General features: G+C 49.4%; 15 protein-coding genes. 8 read left to right on the forward strand and 7 right to left on the reverse strand.

The features are described from left to right. The first annotated feature begins 187 nt into the window (after nucleotides 1-187). Nucleotides 188-1,024: a 5-dehydro-4-deoxy-D-glucuronate isomerase gene (gene kduI / locus OH773_RS04140; protein ID WP_183270461.1), complete on the forward strand. Its 837-nt coding sequence runs from the start codon at nucleotides 188-190 to the stop codon at nucleotides 1,022-1,024. Between the two features lie 56 nt (nucleotides 1,025-1,080). Here kduI and OH773_RS04145 read toward each other — a convergent pair whose 3' ends face one another. From OH773_RS04145 to queF, 4 genes are all read right to left on the reverse strand, one after another. Further along, nucleotides 1,081-2,445, reverse strand: coding sequence for an L-serine ammonia-lyase (locus OH773_RS04145; RefSeq protein WP_270143286.1), 1,365 nt, complete (start codon nucleotides 2,443-2,445; stop codon nucleotides 1,081-1,083). 69 nt (nucleotides 2,446-2,514) lie between these two features. Further along, nucleotides 2,515-3,813, reverse strand: coding sequence for an HAAAP family serine/threonine permease (locus tag OH773_RS04150; RefSeq protein WP_183270459.1), 1,299 nt, complete (start codon nucleotides 3,811-3,813; stop codon nucleotides 2,515-2,517). 483 nt (nucleotides 3,814-4,296) lie between these two features. After that, nucleotides 4,297-5,661, reverse strand: coding sequence for a nucleotide 5'-monophosphate nucleosidase PpnN (ppnN, locus tag OH773_RS04155; protein WP_270143289.1), 1,365 nt, complete (start codon nucleotides 5,659-5,661; stop codon nucleotides 4,297-4,299). A 115-nt stretch (nucleotides 5,662-5,776) separates the two neighbouring features. Continuing rightward, the gene (gene queF, locus OH773_RS04160; RefSeq protein WP_270143291.1) at nucleotides 5,777-6,619 is read right to left on the reverse strand and encodes an NADPH-dependent 7-cyano-7-deazaguanine reductase QueF; all 843 of its coding nucleotides are present in this window, start codon (nucleotides 6,617-6,619) and stop codon (nucleotides 5,777-5,779) included. 67 nt (nucleotides 6,620-6,686) lie between these two features. On the opposite strand from queF, the gene syd reads away from it, so the two are divergent. The 4 genes from syd (at nucleotide 6,687) to OH773_RS04180 (ending at nucleotide 9,486) form a co-directional block, all read left to right on the forward strand. Then, entirely contained in the window at nucleotides 6,687-7,235 is a 549-nt protein-coding gene (gene syd, locus OH773_RS04165) for a SecY-interacting protein (protein ID WP_270143294.1), read from the forward strand. 674 nt (nucleotides 7,236-7,909) lie between these two features. Next, nucleotides 7,910-8,239: a YqcC family protein gene (locus OH773_RS04170; RefSeq protein ID WP_270143296.1), complete on the forward strand. Its 330-nt coding sequence runs from the start codon at nucleotides 7,910-7,912 to the stop codon at nucleotides 8,237-8,239. After that, the gene (truC, locus tag OH773_RS04175) at nucleotides 8,239-9,009 is read left to right on the forward strand and encodes a tRNA pseudouridine(65) synthase TruC (RefSeq protein WP_270143298.1); all 771 of its coding nucleotides are present in this window, start codon (nucleotides 8,239-8,241) and stop codon (nucleotides 9,007-9,009) included. The genes OH773_RS04170 and truC overlap by 1 nt, the downstream gene beginning before the upstream one ends. 27 nt (nucleotides 9,010-9,036) lie before the next feature. Next, nucleotides 9,037-9,486 carry a flavodoxin gene (locus OH773_RS04180; RefSeq protein WP_183270453.1) on the forward strand — a complete coding sequence of 150 codons (450 nt, stop codon included), beginning with the start codon at nucleotides 9,037-9,039 and terminating at the stop codon, nucleotides 9,484-9,486. An 81-nt stretch (nucleotides 9,487-9,567) separates the two neighbouring features. On the opposite strand, the gene msrA is transcribed toward OH773_RS04180, so the two are convergent. The 3 genes from msrA to OH773_RS04195 form a co-directional block, all read right to left on the reverse strand. Then, nucleotides 9,568-10,062: a peptide-methionine (S)-S-oxide reductase MsrA gene (gene msrA, locus OH773_RS04185; RefSeq protein WP_270143301.1), complete on the reverse strand. Its 495-nt coding sequence runs from the start codon at nucleotides 10,060-10,062 to the stop codon at nucleotides 9,568-9,570. Then, the gene (gene msrB, locus OH773_RS04190; RefSeq protein WP_270143303.1) at nucleotides 10,052-10,513 is read right to left on the reverse strand and encodes a peptide-methionine (R)-S-oxide reductase MsrB; all 462 of its coding nucleotides are present in this window, start codon (nucleotides 10,511-10,513) and stop codon (nucleotides 10,052-10,054) included. Before msrB ends, msrA begins: the two co-directional genes overlap by 11 nt. Before the next feature lie 96 nt (nucleotides 10,514-10,609). After that, nucleotides 10,610-10,789 (reverse strand): hypothetical protein, encoded by a 180-nt coding sequence (locus OH773_RS04195; protein ID WP_270143305.1) that lies wholly within the window; start codon nucleotides 10,787-10,789, stop codon nucleotides 10,610-10,612. Between the two features lie 893 nt (nucleotides 10,790-11,682). On the opposite strand from OH773_RS04195, the gene OH773_RS04200 reads away from it, so the two are divergent. From OH773_RS04200 to gudD, 3 genes are read left to right on the forward strand one after another with little or no spacing between them, the layout of a single operon-like run. After that, nucleotides 11,683-13,038, forward strand: a complete 1,356-nt coding sequence (locus tag OH773_RS04200; protein ID WP_270143307.1) for an MFS transporter — start codon at nucleotides 11,683-11,685, stop codon at nucleotides 13,036-13,038. Between the two features lie 2 nt (nucleotides 13,039-13,040). Beyond that, the gene (locus tag OH773_RS04205) at nucleotides 13,041-14,381 is read left to right on the forward strand and encodes an enolase C-terminal domain-like protein (RefSeq protein ID WP_270145668.1); all 1,341 of its coding nucleotides are present in this window, start codon (nucleotides 13,041-13,043) and stop codon (nucleotides 14,379-14,381) included. Between the two features lie 27 nt (nucleotides 14,382-14,408). Then, complete coding sequence (gudD, locus tag OH773_RS04210; protein WP_270143309.1) at nucleotides 14,409-15,749, forward strand: glucarate dehydratase; 1,341 nt, start codon at nucleotides 14,409-14,411, stop codon at nucleotides 15,747-15,749. Nucleotides 15,750-15,859 lie beyond the last annotated feature (110 nt).

Below are 15,859 nucleotides of genomic sequence, written 5' to 3' on the forward strand. Positions count from 1 at the left end.
AATTCAATCAAATTGAAACAATATTTCAATTTGGATCACATTATTTAATTGTTCAGGTGATAAACTGTCTGGGTGGTGCAGTTAAATGTAGTTTCTTTGTGAATAACTATATTTTAATTGCTAAATTATTATTAATAGTAACGGGCGTTATTTGGTTTCCGCCTGATCTTCCCAGTAAGGAAAATTAATGGACATTCGTCAAAGTATTCATAGTGATCATGCAAAAACCCTGGATACAGCCGGTTTGCGTAAAGAGTTTCTGATCGAAACCATTTTTACTGCCGATCAGTACACCATGACCTACAGCCACATCGACCGCATCATTGTGGGTGGCGTCATGCCGGTAACTCGCACTGTGAGTGTTGGCGGGGAAGTGGGCAAACAGTTGGGTGTGAGCTACTTCCTGGAGCGTCGTGAGCTGGGGGTTATTAATATCGGTGGGCAGGGCACGATTACCGTTGATGGGACATGCTATGAAATCGGCACCCGCGATGGTTTATATGTGGGTAAAGGGGCGAAGGAAGTTGTGTTTGCCAGCATTGATCCTGCGAACCCAGCGCGCTTCTATTACAACTGCGCGCCAGCGCATACCGCCTACCCAACCAAGCGTGTGACCCCTGCCGATGTGTCTCCGGTTACTCTGGGCGACAGCGTCACCAGCAACCGTCGTACAATTAACAAATACTTCGTTCCTGATGTGCTGGAAACATGCCAGTTGAGCATGGGGTTGACTGAGCTGGAACCGGGCAACCTGTGGAACACTATGCCTTGCCACACGCATGAGCGCCGTATGGAAGTTTATTTCTACTTCGGTATGGAGCAGGACAGCTGCGTATTCCACATGATGGGTCAACCACAAGAAACGCGTCACATCGTGATGCAGAACGAGCAAGCCGTCATTTCTCCAAGCTGGTCAATTCACTCAGGTGTGGGTACGCGTGCTTATACATTTATCTGGGGTATGGTGGGCGAGAATCAGGTGTTTGATGATATGGACCACGTGAAAGTGGGCGATCTACGCTAACCGATAGTGGGATCCAGAGCCAAAAAAAGCCCGCAAATTTTGCGGGCTATTTAGTTTTAATCGCAGGAGACTTTCATCGCCAGGCCACCGCGCGATGTTTCGCGGTATTTGGCGTTCATGTCCTTGCCCGTTTCGTACATTGTTTCAATGACTTTATCGAGGCAAACACGTGGTTCACTGGTACGGCGCAGGGCCATACGTGCAGCATTCACGGCTTTCACAGCGGCGATAGCATTACGTTCGATACACGGTACCTGAACTTGTCCGGCAACCGGGTCGCAAGTCAGACCGAGGTTGTGTTCCATGCCAATTTCGGCTGCGATACAAACCTGAGTTGGGCTACCGCCCAGCAACTCGGCAAGGCCCGCTGCCGCCATTGAACAGGCAACGCCCACTTCACCCTGGCAACCGACTTCTGCACCTGAAATCGATGCGTTCATTTTGTACAACGAACCAATCGCACCGGCAGCAAGGAAGTATCGTGCGCAAGAGTTAGCATTCACTTCACGGATGAATTTGTCGTAATAGGCCAGTACCGCAGGAACGATACCGCATGCACCGTTAGTCGGTGCCGTTACCACACGCCCACCGGCGGCGTTTTCTTCATTCACCGCCAGCGCAAACATGTTAATCCAGTCTACAACGGCCATTGGATCTGAGTTGTTTTTATCACTGCTGACCAACATTCTGCGTAACGCTGCGGCACGACGAGGGACACGCATTTTCCCTGGCAGCACGCCTTCGGTAGTAATACCGCGCTCAATACCACTGCGCATCACGCCCCAAACGTTGGCAAAGTGTGCGTCAATTTCAGCCTGTGGACGCATCGCACGTTCGTTATGCATCATCAAACCAGACAGCGAAAGTCCGGTTTCTTTGCAATGACGCTGTAAATCAGCCGCGTTTTTATACGGGTACGGTACGGCAACTTGTTGAGTGTCTTCCACGCCAAAATGCGCTTCATCAACGATAAAACCACCGCCGATTGAGTAATAGGTTTGGCTGTAGACCACGTCATTGCCAGCAAGCGCAGTGATGCGCATACCGTTCTCATGCAGCGAAAGATTAGCTTCGTGGAAGTTCATGCAGCTATCGACCGGGAACTCCACTTCGTGTTGACCGCTGGCTAACAGCAGACGACCGTGTGTATTCACGTCTTGAATGAAATCAGGGATAGCGTCGATATCGACGGTGTCCGGCATATTTCCTGCCAGGCCCATAATAATGGCGATATCAGTATGGTGACCTTTACCGGTCAGGGAGAGTGAACCGTAGACATCGACGACGACACGCGTGACCTTCTGCATAATCCCTTGCGCTATCAAATCGTCAGCGAATTGTTTACCGGCTTTCATCGGGCCGACGGTATGGGAACTGGATGGGCCAATACCGATTTTGAAAATATCGAATACGCTAATCATGTTGCGTCCGTTGCCTGAGTAACTTTAGAAGCGAAAAAACCGCCCGCGAGGGCAGGCGGTTTAGAGCTGTTAGATGAACAGAGAGTATAGGGAGTAAGAGATGGCGGAAATTGCGACCAGACCCATAATTACTACAAATACATTACTGATATGACCACTGTATTTGCGCATTGCAGGGACTTTCTGAATTGCATACATCGGCATCAGGAACAGAATCATCGCGATGATTGGGCCGCCGAGGGTTTCAATCATACCCAGAATGCTTGGGTTCAGAGTGGCAACAATCCATGTTGTTACCAGCATGAAGATCGCGGTAATGCGGTTCAGCTTGCTGACTTCAATGCTCTTACCTTTACCGCGCAGGGATTTGATTACCATCCCGTTGAAGCCTTCACGTGCACCTAAATAGTGGCCGAGGAAGGATTTGGTGATAGCCACAATCGCGATAATCGGTGCCATCCAGGCGATAACCGGCGCGTTAAAGTGGTTAGCCAAGTAAGACAGAATAGAGATGTTCTGTGCTTTCGCTTCAGCCAGGTTTGCTGGAGACAGGCTCAGTACGCAGCTGAATACGAAGAACATCACGGTAATGACCATCATGATGTGTGCGTATGACAGGATGCGTGAACATTTCTTCTCAGCGGCTTCGCCGTACTCATTACGTTTTGCTACTGCAAAAGCAGAAATGATAGGTGAGTGGTTGAAGGAGAACACCATTACTGGGATTGCCAGCCACAGAGTCATCCACAGGCCACTACCTGTTGCCGGAGTGCTGCTAAAAGACAGAGTCTCAAATGCGGCACTGCTCCAGTTAGGAATCAGGTACAACGCCAAAACCATCAGTGCAGCAACAAATGGGAACACCAAAATGCTCATTGCTTTAACGATCATCTGCTCACCGAAACGCACGATAGTCATCAGACCCACGATCAGGATCAGAGATAAAAGCGCGCGTGGTGGTGAAACCAGACCCAGCTGGTGAGTGATGAAGCTATCGACGGTATTGGTAATAGCGACGCTGTACACCAACAGAATTGGGTAGATAGCAAAGAAGTACAGCAAGGTAATGACTTTACCTGCACCCACACCGAAGTGTTCTTCAACAACTTCAGTAATGTCTTCACCAGGGTTTTTGCCTGAAAGCACGAAGCGAGTCAGTCCACGGTGGGCGAAGAAGGTCATCGGGAATGCGAGAATTGCCATGATGAACAGCGGAATCAAACCGCCAACACCGGCGTTAATCGGCAGGAACAATACACCAGCACCAATTGCCGTGCCGTACAGGCCCAGCATCCACATGGTATCGGACTTACGCCAGGAGCTTTTGCTCTCGGTTGAGGCAATGCTGCCTGTTTGAGTGGTTTCCATCTATTACTTCTCCAAAGGAACATGTGATTCGAAATTCGAGCCAACCGCGAAGTTCTGCCATTGGCAACTGAAACTAAATGCTGTTTCCTGGCACTTTTAGAGTAATTTTTGCCAGTGATAATCAGAGGGCGGAAAGATACAGATATGAAGCCAAATCATCAGTGATCGAGATCGCAATTGTAAGAATCCACTATTTGTGTGGTTTTTAGCAGATTATATGTCTGCGTCTTATGATTTGAGTGATATTTATACCCTAAAAAATGTCGGTAATTAGATAATAAACTGATGTTTCAATTTATTGCGGTAGTGTAATTATCTGTATAAACACAATTTTTAACGTGCTTGTACGTTAAATCATCCCTTTTCGTGAAGATGAATATGCTGATACCGGTAACATGGTTGCTGGGTAAATTAACGGAGGATTGTCAGTCAGCGCGGAAAAAAATCTGAAAAAAAAGGCGGAGTCGCTCCGCCTTCGGGGGGTTAGGTACAGATTTCGTAGCAAGGGATGTAAGCACTGCCTGGTAATTTCATGCGGTGCTGAGCAACAAAGCCCTGAAGCAGATCGTCCATGCGTCTCATCATTTGTGCGTCGCCATGGATTTTATACGGCCCGTACTGCTCAATCGCGCGGATCCCACCTTCTTTAACGTTACCTGCAACAATGCCAGAAAACGCTCTGCGTAAAGAGGCTGCCAGTTGTTCCGCCGGCTGATCCGGGTACAACTTGAGATTCGCCATGTTCTCATGGGTTGGCTCAAATGGGACTTGCAGATCGGGTGCAATACGAATCGACCAGTTGAAACTATAAGCATCACCCGTTTCGCGGCGATTCTCTTTTACTCGAGGCATCGCTTTTTTCATCTGGCGTGCAACTTCAGCCGGGTCATCAATAATGATTTGATAATGACGACGCGCCTGTTCGCCCACGGTATTGACGATAAATTCGTCCAGTACACGGAAGTAATCAGCGCTCTCTTTCGGCCCGGTCAGAATTAATGGCAATACTTGATCGTGATTGTGCGGGTTCATCAGAATGCCGAGCAGGTAAAGCAGCTCTTCTGCGGTCCCCACGCCGCCTGGGAATATGATGATGCCATGCGCGATACGAACAAACGCTTCAAGACGTTTTTCGATATCCGGCATGATAATCAACTCGTTCACCAGCGGGTTTGGTGGCTCTGCTGCAATAATTGACGGTTCCGTCATGCCAATAAAGCGGCTTTCTTTGTAACGTTGCTGAGCATGACCCACCGCAGCACCTTTCATCGGTGCTTCCATCGCACCAGGGCCGCAGCCAGTACAGATGTTGAGTTCGCGTAGACCCAATTGAGTGCCGACACGACGTGCGTAAAGATATTCGTTTTCGTTAATGGAGTGGCCGCCCCAGCAAACCACGAGACTCGGTGCTTCACCGACGTGCAGCGCACGGGCGTTACGTAAAATAGAGAACACCATATTGGTGATATTTGCAGGATCTTCCAGATCGAGATTCTGCAAGCGACCGGCGTTGGATAACTGACCATTCACGAACAAAATGTCGCGTAAAACGGCAAACAGGTTGGCTTGCAAAGAGCGAATGATGCGGCCATCAACGAAGGCCTCATCAGGTGGATTAATCAGTTCAAGTTTGACACCACGTTCGCGGCGCAACACGTTGATATCGAAGTTTTCGTAACGCGACAACAGCTCTTTACTGCTATCGGTCTGGCTTCCTGAGTTAAGTACGGCAAGTGAACAATTGCGAAACAGTTGATAAAGGTCGCTACTGGCCGTGCGTTTAAGCATATCGACTTCCAGTTGCGACAACATATCCATTGAGCCTAGTGGGCTAATATGTGTAATCAAGTTAACTCCTTACGAAGCGTAAAGTGCCGCTCCCAATGATTACAATAGCCCTGCCATGTTCAATTTAACAACCTGAAAACAAGAATCCTTCCATAGGCTGCGAGGTGTTTCGCACTTATTGACGAACCAGACGACCAAATGCCGGGTGGAAATCGGTATTTGTACGCCATGGATTAATGTCCAGGCCACCACGACGAGTATATCGAGCGTAGACGCTCAGGGTTTTAGGTTGGCAAAAATGCTGAATGTCGTTAAAGATGCGCTCAACGCATTGCTCGTGGAATTCGTTGTGCTGGCGGAAAGAAACCAGATAGCGCAGCAGCTTTTCACGATCGATACGTGGGCCACGATAGCGGATCTGAACCGAGCCCCAATCCGGCTGGTGGGTGATCAGGCAGTTGGATTTCAACAGGTGGCTGACCAGCGTTTCTTCCACAATTTCAACGCCTGCCGATTCGCTGAGGTAATTGGCGTTAAATTCATAATTATCAATAGTGATATTTTGCTCATCAATGCACTCGCCCGTGAATGCAGCGATTTCCTGACCTTCAAGTTCATGCAGGCGGAATAACACAACACTGACATCACCTTGTGCACAGGCGCTCAAATCACGCTTTAGCGTTTCCTGAACCGTTTCCCAGTCGGCAAATTTCGTCTGGTTAAAGCTGTTCAAATAGAGTTTAAAACTTTTCGATTCAACCAGATTCACGCTGTTTGCATCAAGCTGCACATGACCCACTGCGACCTGCGGTAAACCGTTGTTGTTCAGCCAGGACAGCTCATAAAGCGTCCAGATATCACCACCGCTAAACGGCAGATTATCAGCCTGTAAACCCAGCGGGTCACGATTTAGACTGCGTGGAACGGCCTGTAACAACGACGGTTGGTATTTATCCTGGTAAGCGGTTGGCTTACCCAGCGTCAGGCCGCTTAGCGCCTGGTGTTTTTCATAAGACATGTGTCACCGATAGAATGCAGGTACAATTGGTCTTTATTGTACCGCACCTTGAGAGAGTGAGAAATTGGTGGATAACGACGTACGTCAGGCGCTGGAAGATTTTACAAATCGCTTTTGTCACGCGTGGCGTGAACAGGTGGGTGGGTGGCCTGCGAGTGAAGAATTATTTGGTGTGCCGTCCCCGTGTATCGTGACGACAACCGGTAATGATGTGCGCTGGCAGCCGCAACCTTTTACTCCTGCAGGTGATCTCAGCGCCGTGGAACGGGCGATGGATATTACTCTGCAACCTGGTGCACATCAGTTTTATACCACGCAGTTTGCAGGCGACATGCCCGCGCAGTCAGGTCATCAGGCTTTAACACTATTACAAGCCTGGAGCGAAGAGGATTTTCAGCGCGTTCAGGAAAACCTGATTGGCCATCTGGTCACACAAAAGCGTTTAAAGCTTTCACCTACCCTGTTCCTCGCCACCACGCCCGACGAAATGGAAGTGGTGTCACTTTGCAATCTCACAGGCGAAGTGGTGCTGGAGAAAATCGGCACCAAACAGCGGACAATTCTCGCACCTTCACTGAGTGTATTCCTTCAGGAGCTTCAGCCGCAGGTTATTTAGCCGTTGATCGCTGCTGAGCTTGTGAGAGATCTCTTACACAAGCTGTAAGAGATCTCTAACTTTTCATTTAAGATTTTCATGGCTATTAATGAAATAGCTATTAGTTATCAATGTCTTGATGGTATTTTTTGTCACTTTTGAATGAAGGTTATCGTAAGCATAGGTTGTGAGTGCCTTGCGAGATTGAACGAATTAGTAGATTCTATGTCCGTCGACAGGAAGTCGGGAAGTGAAGGAGATGTCAGGATGATGTCACTTCATTGAAGAACGGGAAGACACCAGGAAGGTGTTACAAGGAAGGCTTCAGGATTGAAGCAAGGATCACTCAGGAAGAGTAAGGGACACCTCCAGGATGGAGAATGAGAGCCGAGCCAGGAATGTTCGGTGGGTCTGGAAGACCAAAGGATAATGCATCAGGATGATGCCGGATCACCTCAGGATGACGGTAGCAGGACGCGAGTACGACGGAATGTAGGTCAGGAGACCACAGGACATAGTTGTCACGGACGAGCAGGGAGCACCAAAAGTAGCCGGATTAGCTGCGAAACGAACCGGGAGCACTGTTTATACAGTGCTCCCTTTTTTTATGCTTTTTTTTCGCCCACAGTAAGAAATGAAGAAAGTAAGAAGTGGTATGCTTGCCGGCTTCTTTTTCACTGATGCCTGAGGTTTTCATGGAACGTCACGCGCTGGTACGCCAGCATCTACATATCATCGAGCAGGTTTTACGTGACCATCAACATTGGCAGGGCAGTGCGCCGAGCGCCGAAGCCTTTGAAAGTACCCAGCCGTTTTGTCTGGATACTCTACAACCCACAGAATGGTTGCAATGGGTTTTAATTCCACGCATGCACGCACTGATAGAAGCACGGCATCCTTTGCCTGTCGATTTCGCCATCGCGCCATATTATGAAATGGCGCTCGATGCGACCCATGCCGGACGTGAGCCTCTCTTAAAAGCGTTGCAGGAGCTTGATGCTCTGTTCGCGAGTGACAAAAACTGATGCTGGAAATTATTTATCAGGATGAATGGTTGGTGGCCGTGAACAAACCTTCGGGTTGGTTGGTGCACCGAAGCTGGCTGGACCGTCATGAAACGGTGTTCGTCATGCAAACCGTACGTGACCAAATTGGCAAGCACGTTTTTACCGTGCATCGCCTCGACAGACCCACTTCCGGAGTCTTGTTGATGGGGCTCTCCAGCGAAGTTGCACATTTGCTTTCGCAGCAGTTTGAAAATCACCAGATTCAGAAACGTTACCACGCGGTCACTCGCGGTTGGCTTGAAGATGAAGCCGTGCTGGATTATCCGCTCGTAGAAGAGTTGGATAAAATTGCGGATAAACACGCAACGCAAGACAAAACGCCGCAGCCTGCGGTCACGCATTATCGCGGTTTGGCAACGGTTGAAATGCCGGTCCCGGTTGGTCGCTATCCAACCGCGCGCTACAGCCTTGTGGAACTGGAACCGAAAACTGGGCGCAAGCACCAGCTACGTCGCCATATGTCCCATTTGCGCCATCCGATGATTGGCGATTCTAAACATGGCGACCTGCGTCAAAATCGTGCAGCGGCAGAACATTTTGGCTGCCAACGCCTGATGCTGCATGCAAGCCAGCTTTCGTTAACGCATCCTGTTACCGGTGAGCCGTTATGCTTGCGCGCAACGCTCGACGATACCTGGATGCAGATGATGTCACAGTTTGGCTGGCGTGGATTGCTGAGTGATATCGAAAAGGTTGAGTTTGTGGCAAGCAACGGCCAGGATGAATAATACAGCCGTAACGCAAGGAGTTAACTGATGGCCGAAGTGGGGATTTTTGTAGGAACGATGTATGGAAACTCGCTGTTGGTGGCGGAAGAAGCCGAAGCGATTCTAAAAAAGAAAGGTCATAAAGCCACAGTATTCGAAGATCCTGAGCTTGCAGACTGGCAGAAATATCGCGACCAATATGTGCTGATTGTCACTTCAACAACCGGCCAGGGCGATTTACCCGACAGCATCGTTCCTCTGTTTCAGGCAATTAAAGACAAAGTCGGATACCAGCCTGAATTGCGTTACGGTTTGATTGCGCTGGGCGACAGCAACTACGAACATTTTTGTGGCGGTGGTAAACAATTCGATACCTTGCTGCAAGAGCAGGGTGCAAAACGTATTGGCACCGTGTTAGCGATTGATGCCAATGATCATCCTGAGCCCGAATCTGTTTCGAACCCGTGGGTCGAGCAGTGGGAAACGCTGTTAAAGTAACAGCAAGAATCAATGGCGGAGATGCTTGGGTGTCGCCGCCAATGATATTACACCCAGCGGGCTGGGTACGAGTAATCACAACTATTCAGGGAGTTGCCAGTCTGGTCTGACAAAATGGCAGGTATAGCCATTTGGGTTATGCACGAGATAGTCCTGGTGCTCTGGCTCCGCTGACCAGAAGGGTGTCGCTTCCTTCACTTCAGTGACGACTACACCCGGCCAAATACCTGATGCGTCTATTTCCTCTATCAACTGGTTGGCCTGGTGCATCTGTTCATCCGTGAGCCAAAAGATAGCAGAACGATAGCTGGAGCCAACATCATTACCCTGCCTAAATGGTGTAGTGGGGTTGTGGATCTGAAAGAAGTATTTCAGCAAATCGCGAAAACTAATCTGCTCAGGATTAAACTCGACTTTTACCGCCTCTGCATGGCCTGGATGGTACGCATAGGTCGGATTGTCATTCTGTCCACCCGTGTAGCCAACTTCGGTGCTGATGACCCCATCAACTTTGCGAAGTAAATCCTGCACTCCCCAGAAACAACCTCCAGCAAGAATTGCGACTTCATTTTTCATGTTTATCTCCAGAATTAAACAGTGCCAGATATTCGCCATATCCTTCAGCGCTTAGATTTGCTTTAGGAATAAAACGCAGCGCGGCTGAGTTGATGCAATAACGTAGTCCGCCTTTCTCCTGGGGGCCGTCAGGGAATACATGCCCAAGATGGCTATCAGCATGAACGGAACGTACTTCAGTTCGTATCATCCCGTGGCTCAGATCTTTAGTATTACGTACATTCTCATCTACCGGGTTGCTGAAAGCAGGCCAACCACATCCTGAGTCAAACTTATCCAGTGATGAAAATAACGGTTCACCGGAAACGATATCGACATACAGTCCGTCTTCGAAATGTTTGTCATATTCACCAGTGAAAGGACGCTCAGTGGCATTATTTTGCGTTACGTTAAATTGTAGTTCAGATAAATTTGTTATTGTCTGAGTATCTTTATGATATTTATTGCTCATAGTGTCGCCTCTTGAGTGGATTAATTCCCTTGGTTAATATTTTTATGTATATGAGGGAAGCGCTTTTCACCGCAATTTACGGCGAGGAATTCGGTATCAACAGATGCCGAAATCACCTTCCTCTTTATACAAAGCCACTTCGGAAACTTTCAGCGTTATCTTCTCATCGCTTAGTTGATTTGAAGGGGTACAAATGACTTCATCACCCAGTACATCCAGAACCTTCATTTTCGGTCCGCCTTTTTTAGCCTGCACCATATCGCCTGGTTTGAACATAAAACCCTCTCTTATACGAAACAATTGATACTTCACCATAAATCAAATTGATTGCTTAGGAAAGCTCTGTCAACGATAGCGACATTTAATCTTTGCAGCGTCATAATATTCAACTATAGCAATAGTGAAATAACACTGGGTGAAGTTTTTACAAGTCGAAAAGAAATTGTGGTTGTTCATTTAATATCTAGAAAAAGAATTATAAATAAATGAAAAAGAGATGTTTTTTAATTATTTGAAAATACTTTTCAAACACGCGATTGGCCAGCGTTGAAATATATTAGCGGTGTAAAATCATGTTTGTACATTGTTCAAAACTGCAGAGGGAAAAATGAAAAAAGAGCTCTGCACAGAATGGAAGGTGACGGTGCATTTAACGCCTTCGCGGGTATTCCTGGTGCGGGTCCAGACGACATGTGGGCGAGCAAAGATGGCTACCTTTTCCAACTCCATCCAAACGCTCCGTCGCATTAAAATCATTAACATGTAATCCGTTACCTTCCTCTGCTTTATACAATAATTCCCAAATCCGTGAACCATCCCCCAGACCGTTGGACAAAAGCCATAAAGTGCTCACAAAACGTGCATCAAACTTGTGTCTTTGCACGATGAGGCGTTTTCACTCCCTTCATATACTTTCACTCGGCCAAACAATAAACCGCAGATTCAGAGTCGCAATAAATACTGTGGACCGGCCAATACCTCATTCTGATAACCCTACAAGTGCAGAATGGACTGTAGCTAAAAGCTATACCCGTCATACTTCAAGTTACATGTGCGTTGGCTGCGTTCAATCGCCCGAATCACTTACCAGTGTAAGCTCATCGGGACTCATTCTCTTGCCGCCTGCCTGTAACTTGAATTATTTAGGGTACATGATTCAGGAGTCCAACATGAATACCATTAGCCAAACGGCGAGCGTTGCTGAGAAAAGAACCAACGCTCGTTATTGGATAGTAGTAATGCTCTTCATCGTCACCTCGTTTAACTATGGCGACCGCGCCACGTTATCTATTGCCGGTTCAGAAATGGCGAAAGATATCGGCCTTGATCCGATTGGCATGGGATATGTGTTCTCCGCATTCTCCTGGGCATACGTCATCGGGCAGATCCCCGGCGGCTGGCTGCTTGACCGTTTCGGCTCAAAACGCGTTTATTTCTGGTCGATTTTTATTTGGTCGCTGTTTACCTTGCTGCAAGGTTTCGTCGATATCTTCAGTGGTTTTGGCATCATCATCGCGCTGTTTACCCTGCGCTTCCTGGTGGGACTGGCTGAAGCGCCTTCCTTCCCTGGCAACAGCCGAATAGTCGCAGCGTGGTTCCCGGCACAGGAACGCGGCACGGCGGTCTCCATCTTTAACTCCGCACAATATTTCGCGACGGTCATCTTCGCGCCAATCATGGGTTGGCTGACGCACGAAGTGGGCTGGTCGCATGTCTTCTTCTTCATGGGGGGGCTGGGCATCATCATCAGTTTCGTCTGGCTGAAAGTGATTCATGAGCCGAATAGCCATCCGGGTGTGAATAAGAAAGAGCTGGAGTACATCGAAGAAGGCGGCGCGCTGATCAATATGGATCAGAAGCAAACCAAAGAGCGGGTGCCTTTCGCGCAGAAATGGGGCCAGATCAAACAGTTGATTGGCTCGCGCATGATGATCGGGATCTATATCGGCCAGTACTGTATTAACGCCTTAACCTATTTCTTTATTACCTGGTTCCCGGTTTATCTGGTTCAGGAAAAAGGCATGTCGATTCTGAAAGCCGGTTTTGTGGCTTCGGTTCCGGCAGTCTGTGGATTTATCGGCGGTGTGCTGGGCGGGGTTATCTCTGACTGGCTGATGCGCCGCACCGGCTCGTTAAACATCGCGCGTAAAACGCCAATCGTATTGGGGATGTTGCTCTCGGTCAGCATGGTGTTCTGTAACTATGTTGAATCAGAAATGATGGTTATCGGCTTTATGGCGATGGCGTTCTTCGGTAAAGGCATCGGTGCGCTGGGCTGGGCGGTGATGGCTGATACCGCACCGAAAGAGATAAGTGGGTTGAGCGGTGGCTTGTTCAATATGTTCGGTAACGTCTCCGGTATTGTGACGCCAATTGCCATCGGTTACATCGTTGGGACATCAGGCTCGTTCAACGGCGCGCTGATTTACGTTGGGGTTCACGCCATTATTGCGGTCTTGAGCTACCTGGTGATTGTTGGCGACATCAAACGTGTTGAACTCAAACCCGCAGCCACAGGACGCTAATGATGAATACTCAGGCAAGCCCGGTTATTACCGATATGAAAGTGATTCCCGTGGCGGGGAATGACAGCATGCTGCTGAATATTGGCGGTGCGCACGGTGCTTTTTTCACTCGTAACATTGTCGTATTAACCGATAACGCCGGGCATACCGGCGTAGGTGAAGCGCCGGGTGGCGACGTGATTTATCAGACGCTGCTCGATTCCATCCCGCAGGTTGTCGGCCAGGAAATTGCACGTATGAATCGTGTGGTGCAAAACGTCCACAAAGGTAATCAGTCGGCAGATTTTGATACCTTCGGTAAAGGTGCATGGACGTTTGAATTACGTGTTAATGCGGTCGCAGCATTGGAAGCCGCACTGCTCGATTTACTCGGCAAGGCGCTAAACGTCCCGGTTTGTGAGCTGTTGGGATCGGGGAAACAGCGAGATGAAGTCACCGTGCTGGGTTATCTGTTTTATATTGGCGATCGCCAGAAAACGGATTTGCCTTACCTTGAGGGTAAAAATACCGGCCACGCCTGGTACGATTTACGCCATCAGGAAGCGCTAAGCAGCGACTCGATCGTGCGGCTAGCTGAAGCGGCACAAGATCGCTATGGCTTTAAAGATTTCAAACTCAAAGGCGGAGTTTTACCCGGTGAGCAAGAACTGGATGCGGCTCGTGCGCTGAAAAAACGCTTCCCGGATGCGCGTATCACCGTCGACCCGAACGGTGCCTGGCTGTTGGACGAAGCAGTCGCGTTGTGTAAGGGAATGGGCGATGTCCTGACCTATGCCGAAGACCCTTGCGGCGCGGAACAAGGTTATTCAGGGCGTGAAGTGATGGCTGAATTCCGACGTGCAACGGGCTTACCGGTAGCGACCAATATGATTGCTACAAACTGGCGCGAAATGAACCACGCCATCATGCTCAACGCGGTGGACATTCCGTTAGCCGATCCGCATTTTTGGACGCTCAGCGGTGCGGTTCGTGTCGCGCAAATGTGCGACGAATGGGGCCTGACGTGGGGCTGCCACTCCAACAACCATTTCGATATTTCCCTGGCGATGTTTACCCATGTAGGGGCTGCAGCTCCGGGCAAACCCACGGCTATCGACACCCACTGGATTTGGCAGGAAGGCGACCAGCGCCTGACGAAAAATCCGCTGCAAATCGTGAACGGCAAAATCGCGGTGCCGGACGCGCCAGGCTTAGGCGTAGAACTTGACTGGGAACAGGTGCAGAAAGCCCATGAAGTGTATAAATCCCTTCCGGGTGGTTCGCGCAATGATGCCACGGCCATGCAATACCTGGTGCCGGGCTGGAAATTCGATCGTAAACGTCCGGCATTTGGCCGTGGATAAAACATTCTTGCTGAAAAGGAATTAACGATGAGCACATTTACTTCTACCCCAGTAGTCACTGCGATGCAGGTTATTCCCGTTGCGGGCCATGACAGTATGCTGATGAATTTGAGTGGGGCGCACTCGCCGTTTTTCACCCGTAATATTGTGATTATCAAAGATAACTCGGGCCACACTGGCGTCGGGGAAATCCCCGGTGGTGAAAAGATTCGCCAGACACTTGAAGAAGCGGCAGCGTTGGTCATCGGCAAAACGCTGGGCGAATACAAAAACATTCTGAACCTGGTGCGAGCTGAATTTGCCGACCGGGATTCCGGCGGGCGCGGTTTGCAGACCTTTGATTTGCGTACCACCATTCATGTTGTAACCGGTATTGAATCGGCCATGCTGGATTTACTGGGTCAGCATCTGGGCGTGAACGTCGCTTCTTTGCTGGGTGATGGGCAACAGCGGAGCGAAGTCGAAATGCTCGGCTATCTGTTCTTCGTCGGCAATCGCAAACAGACTCCGCTGCCTTATCAGAGCCAGCCTGATGAGAAATGCGACTGGTATCGCATTCGCCACGACGAAGCGATGACGCCAGATTCTGTTGTGCGTCTGGCAGAAGCGGCTTACGAGAAATATGGCTTTAACGACTTCAAGCTGAAAGGCGGTGTATTAGCTGGAAGTGAAGAGGCCGAAGCGGTGACGGCACTGGCAAAACGCTTCCCGCAGGCTCGCGTTACGCTTGACCCGAACGGAGCCTGGTCGCTTGATGAAGCGATTAGCATTGGTAAGCAATTACGTGGTGTCCTGGCGTATGCCGAGGATCCGTGTGGCGCGGAACAGGGTTATTCAGGCCGTGAAATTATGGCTGAATTCCGTCGTGCGACTGGCTTGCCAACCGCGACCAATATGATTGCTACTGACTGGCGTCAGATGGGCCACACGCTTTCGCTGCAATCGGTCGATATCCCGCTCGCTGATCCGCATTTCTGGACCATGCAGGGTTCGGTGCGCGTCGCGCAAATGTGCCACGAATTTGGCCTGACGTGGGGTTCGCATTCCAACAACCACTTCGATATCTCGCTGGCGATGTTTACTCACGTTGCCGCCGCAGCGCCGGGCAAAGTCACGGCTATCGACACCCACTGGATTTGGCAGGAAGGCAATCAGCACCTGACCAAACAGCCGTTCGAAATCAAAGGCGGCATGGTGCAGGTGCCAAAAACACCAGGCCTGGGCGTGGAGTTGGATATGGATCAAGTGATGAAGGCGCACGAGCTTTACCAAAAACATGGTCTGGGCGCACGCGATGATGCGATGGCGATGCAGTATTTGATCCCAGAATGGACGTTTAATAATAAGCGCCCATGCATGGTGCGCTAATTTACCCGTCATACTTGAAGCTGCATCTGTGTTGGCTGCGTTCACTTACCCGAATCACTTACTTGAGTAAGCTCATCGGGATGCGTTCTCTTGCCGCGTTACTCGGCCTG

Origin of the sequence: Buttiauxella sp. WJP83, from assembly GCF_027594725.1 — a bacterium.
Lineage (GTDB): Bacteria > Pseudomonadota > Gammaproteobacteria > Enterobacterales > Enterobacteriaceae > Buttiauxella > Buttiauxella selenatireducens.

Bases quoted from the DNA above. Each gene is read 5' to 3' on its own strand.
- OH773_RS04200 (WP_270143307.1), top strand. From the start codon at position 11,683: ATGAATACCATTAGCCAAACGGCGAGCGTTGCTGAGAAAAGAACCAAC.
- queF (WP_270143291.1), bottom strand. From the start codon at position 6,619: ATGTCTTATGAAAAACACCAGGCGCTAAGCGGCCTGACGCTGGGTAAG.
- OH773_RS04145 (WP_270143286.1), bottom strand. From the start codon at position 2,445: ATGATTAGCGTATTCGATATTTTCAAAATCGGTATTGGCCCATCCAGT.
- OH773_RS04180 (WP_183270453.1), top strand. From the start codon at position 9,037: ATGGCCGAAGTGGGGATTTTTGTAGGAACGATGTATGGAAACTCGCTG.
- msrB (WP_270143303.1), bottom strand. From the start codon at position 10,513: ATGAGCAATAAATATCATAAAGATACTCAGACAATAACAAATTTATCT.
- gudD (WP_270143309.1), top strand. From the start codon at position 14,409: ATGAGCACATTTACTTCTACCCCAGTAGTCACTGCGATGCAGGTTATT.
- truC (WP_270143298.1), top strand. From the start codon at position 8,239: ATGCTGGAAATTATTTATCAGGATGAATGGTTGGTGGCCGTGAACAAA.
- kduI (WP_183270461.1), top strand. From the start codon at position 188: ATGGACATTCGTCAAAGTATTCATAGTGATCATGCAAAAACCCTGGAT.
- msrA (WP_270143301.1), bottom strand. From the start codon at position 10,062: ATGAAAAATGAAGTCGCAATTCTTGCTGGAGGTTGTTTCTGGGGAGTG.
- OH773_RS04170 (WP_270143296.1), top strand. From the start codon at position 7,910: ATGGAACGTCACGCGCTGGTACGCCAGCATCTACATATCATCGAGCAG.
- OH773_RS04150 (WP_183270459.1), bottom strand. From the start codon at position 3,813: ATGGAAACCACTCAAACAGGCAGCATTGCCTCAACCGAGAGCAAAAGC.
- OH773_RS04195 (WP_270143305.1), bottom strand. From the start codon at position 10,789: ATGTTCAAACCAGGCGATATGGTGCAGGCTAAAAAAGGCGGACCGAAA.
- OH773_RS04205 (WP_270145668.1), top strand. From the start codon at position 13,041: ATGAATACTCAGGCAAGCCCGGTTATTACCGATATGAAAGTGATTCCC.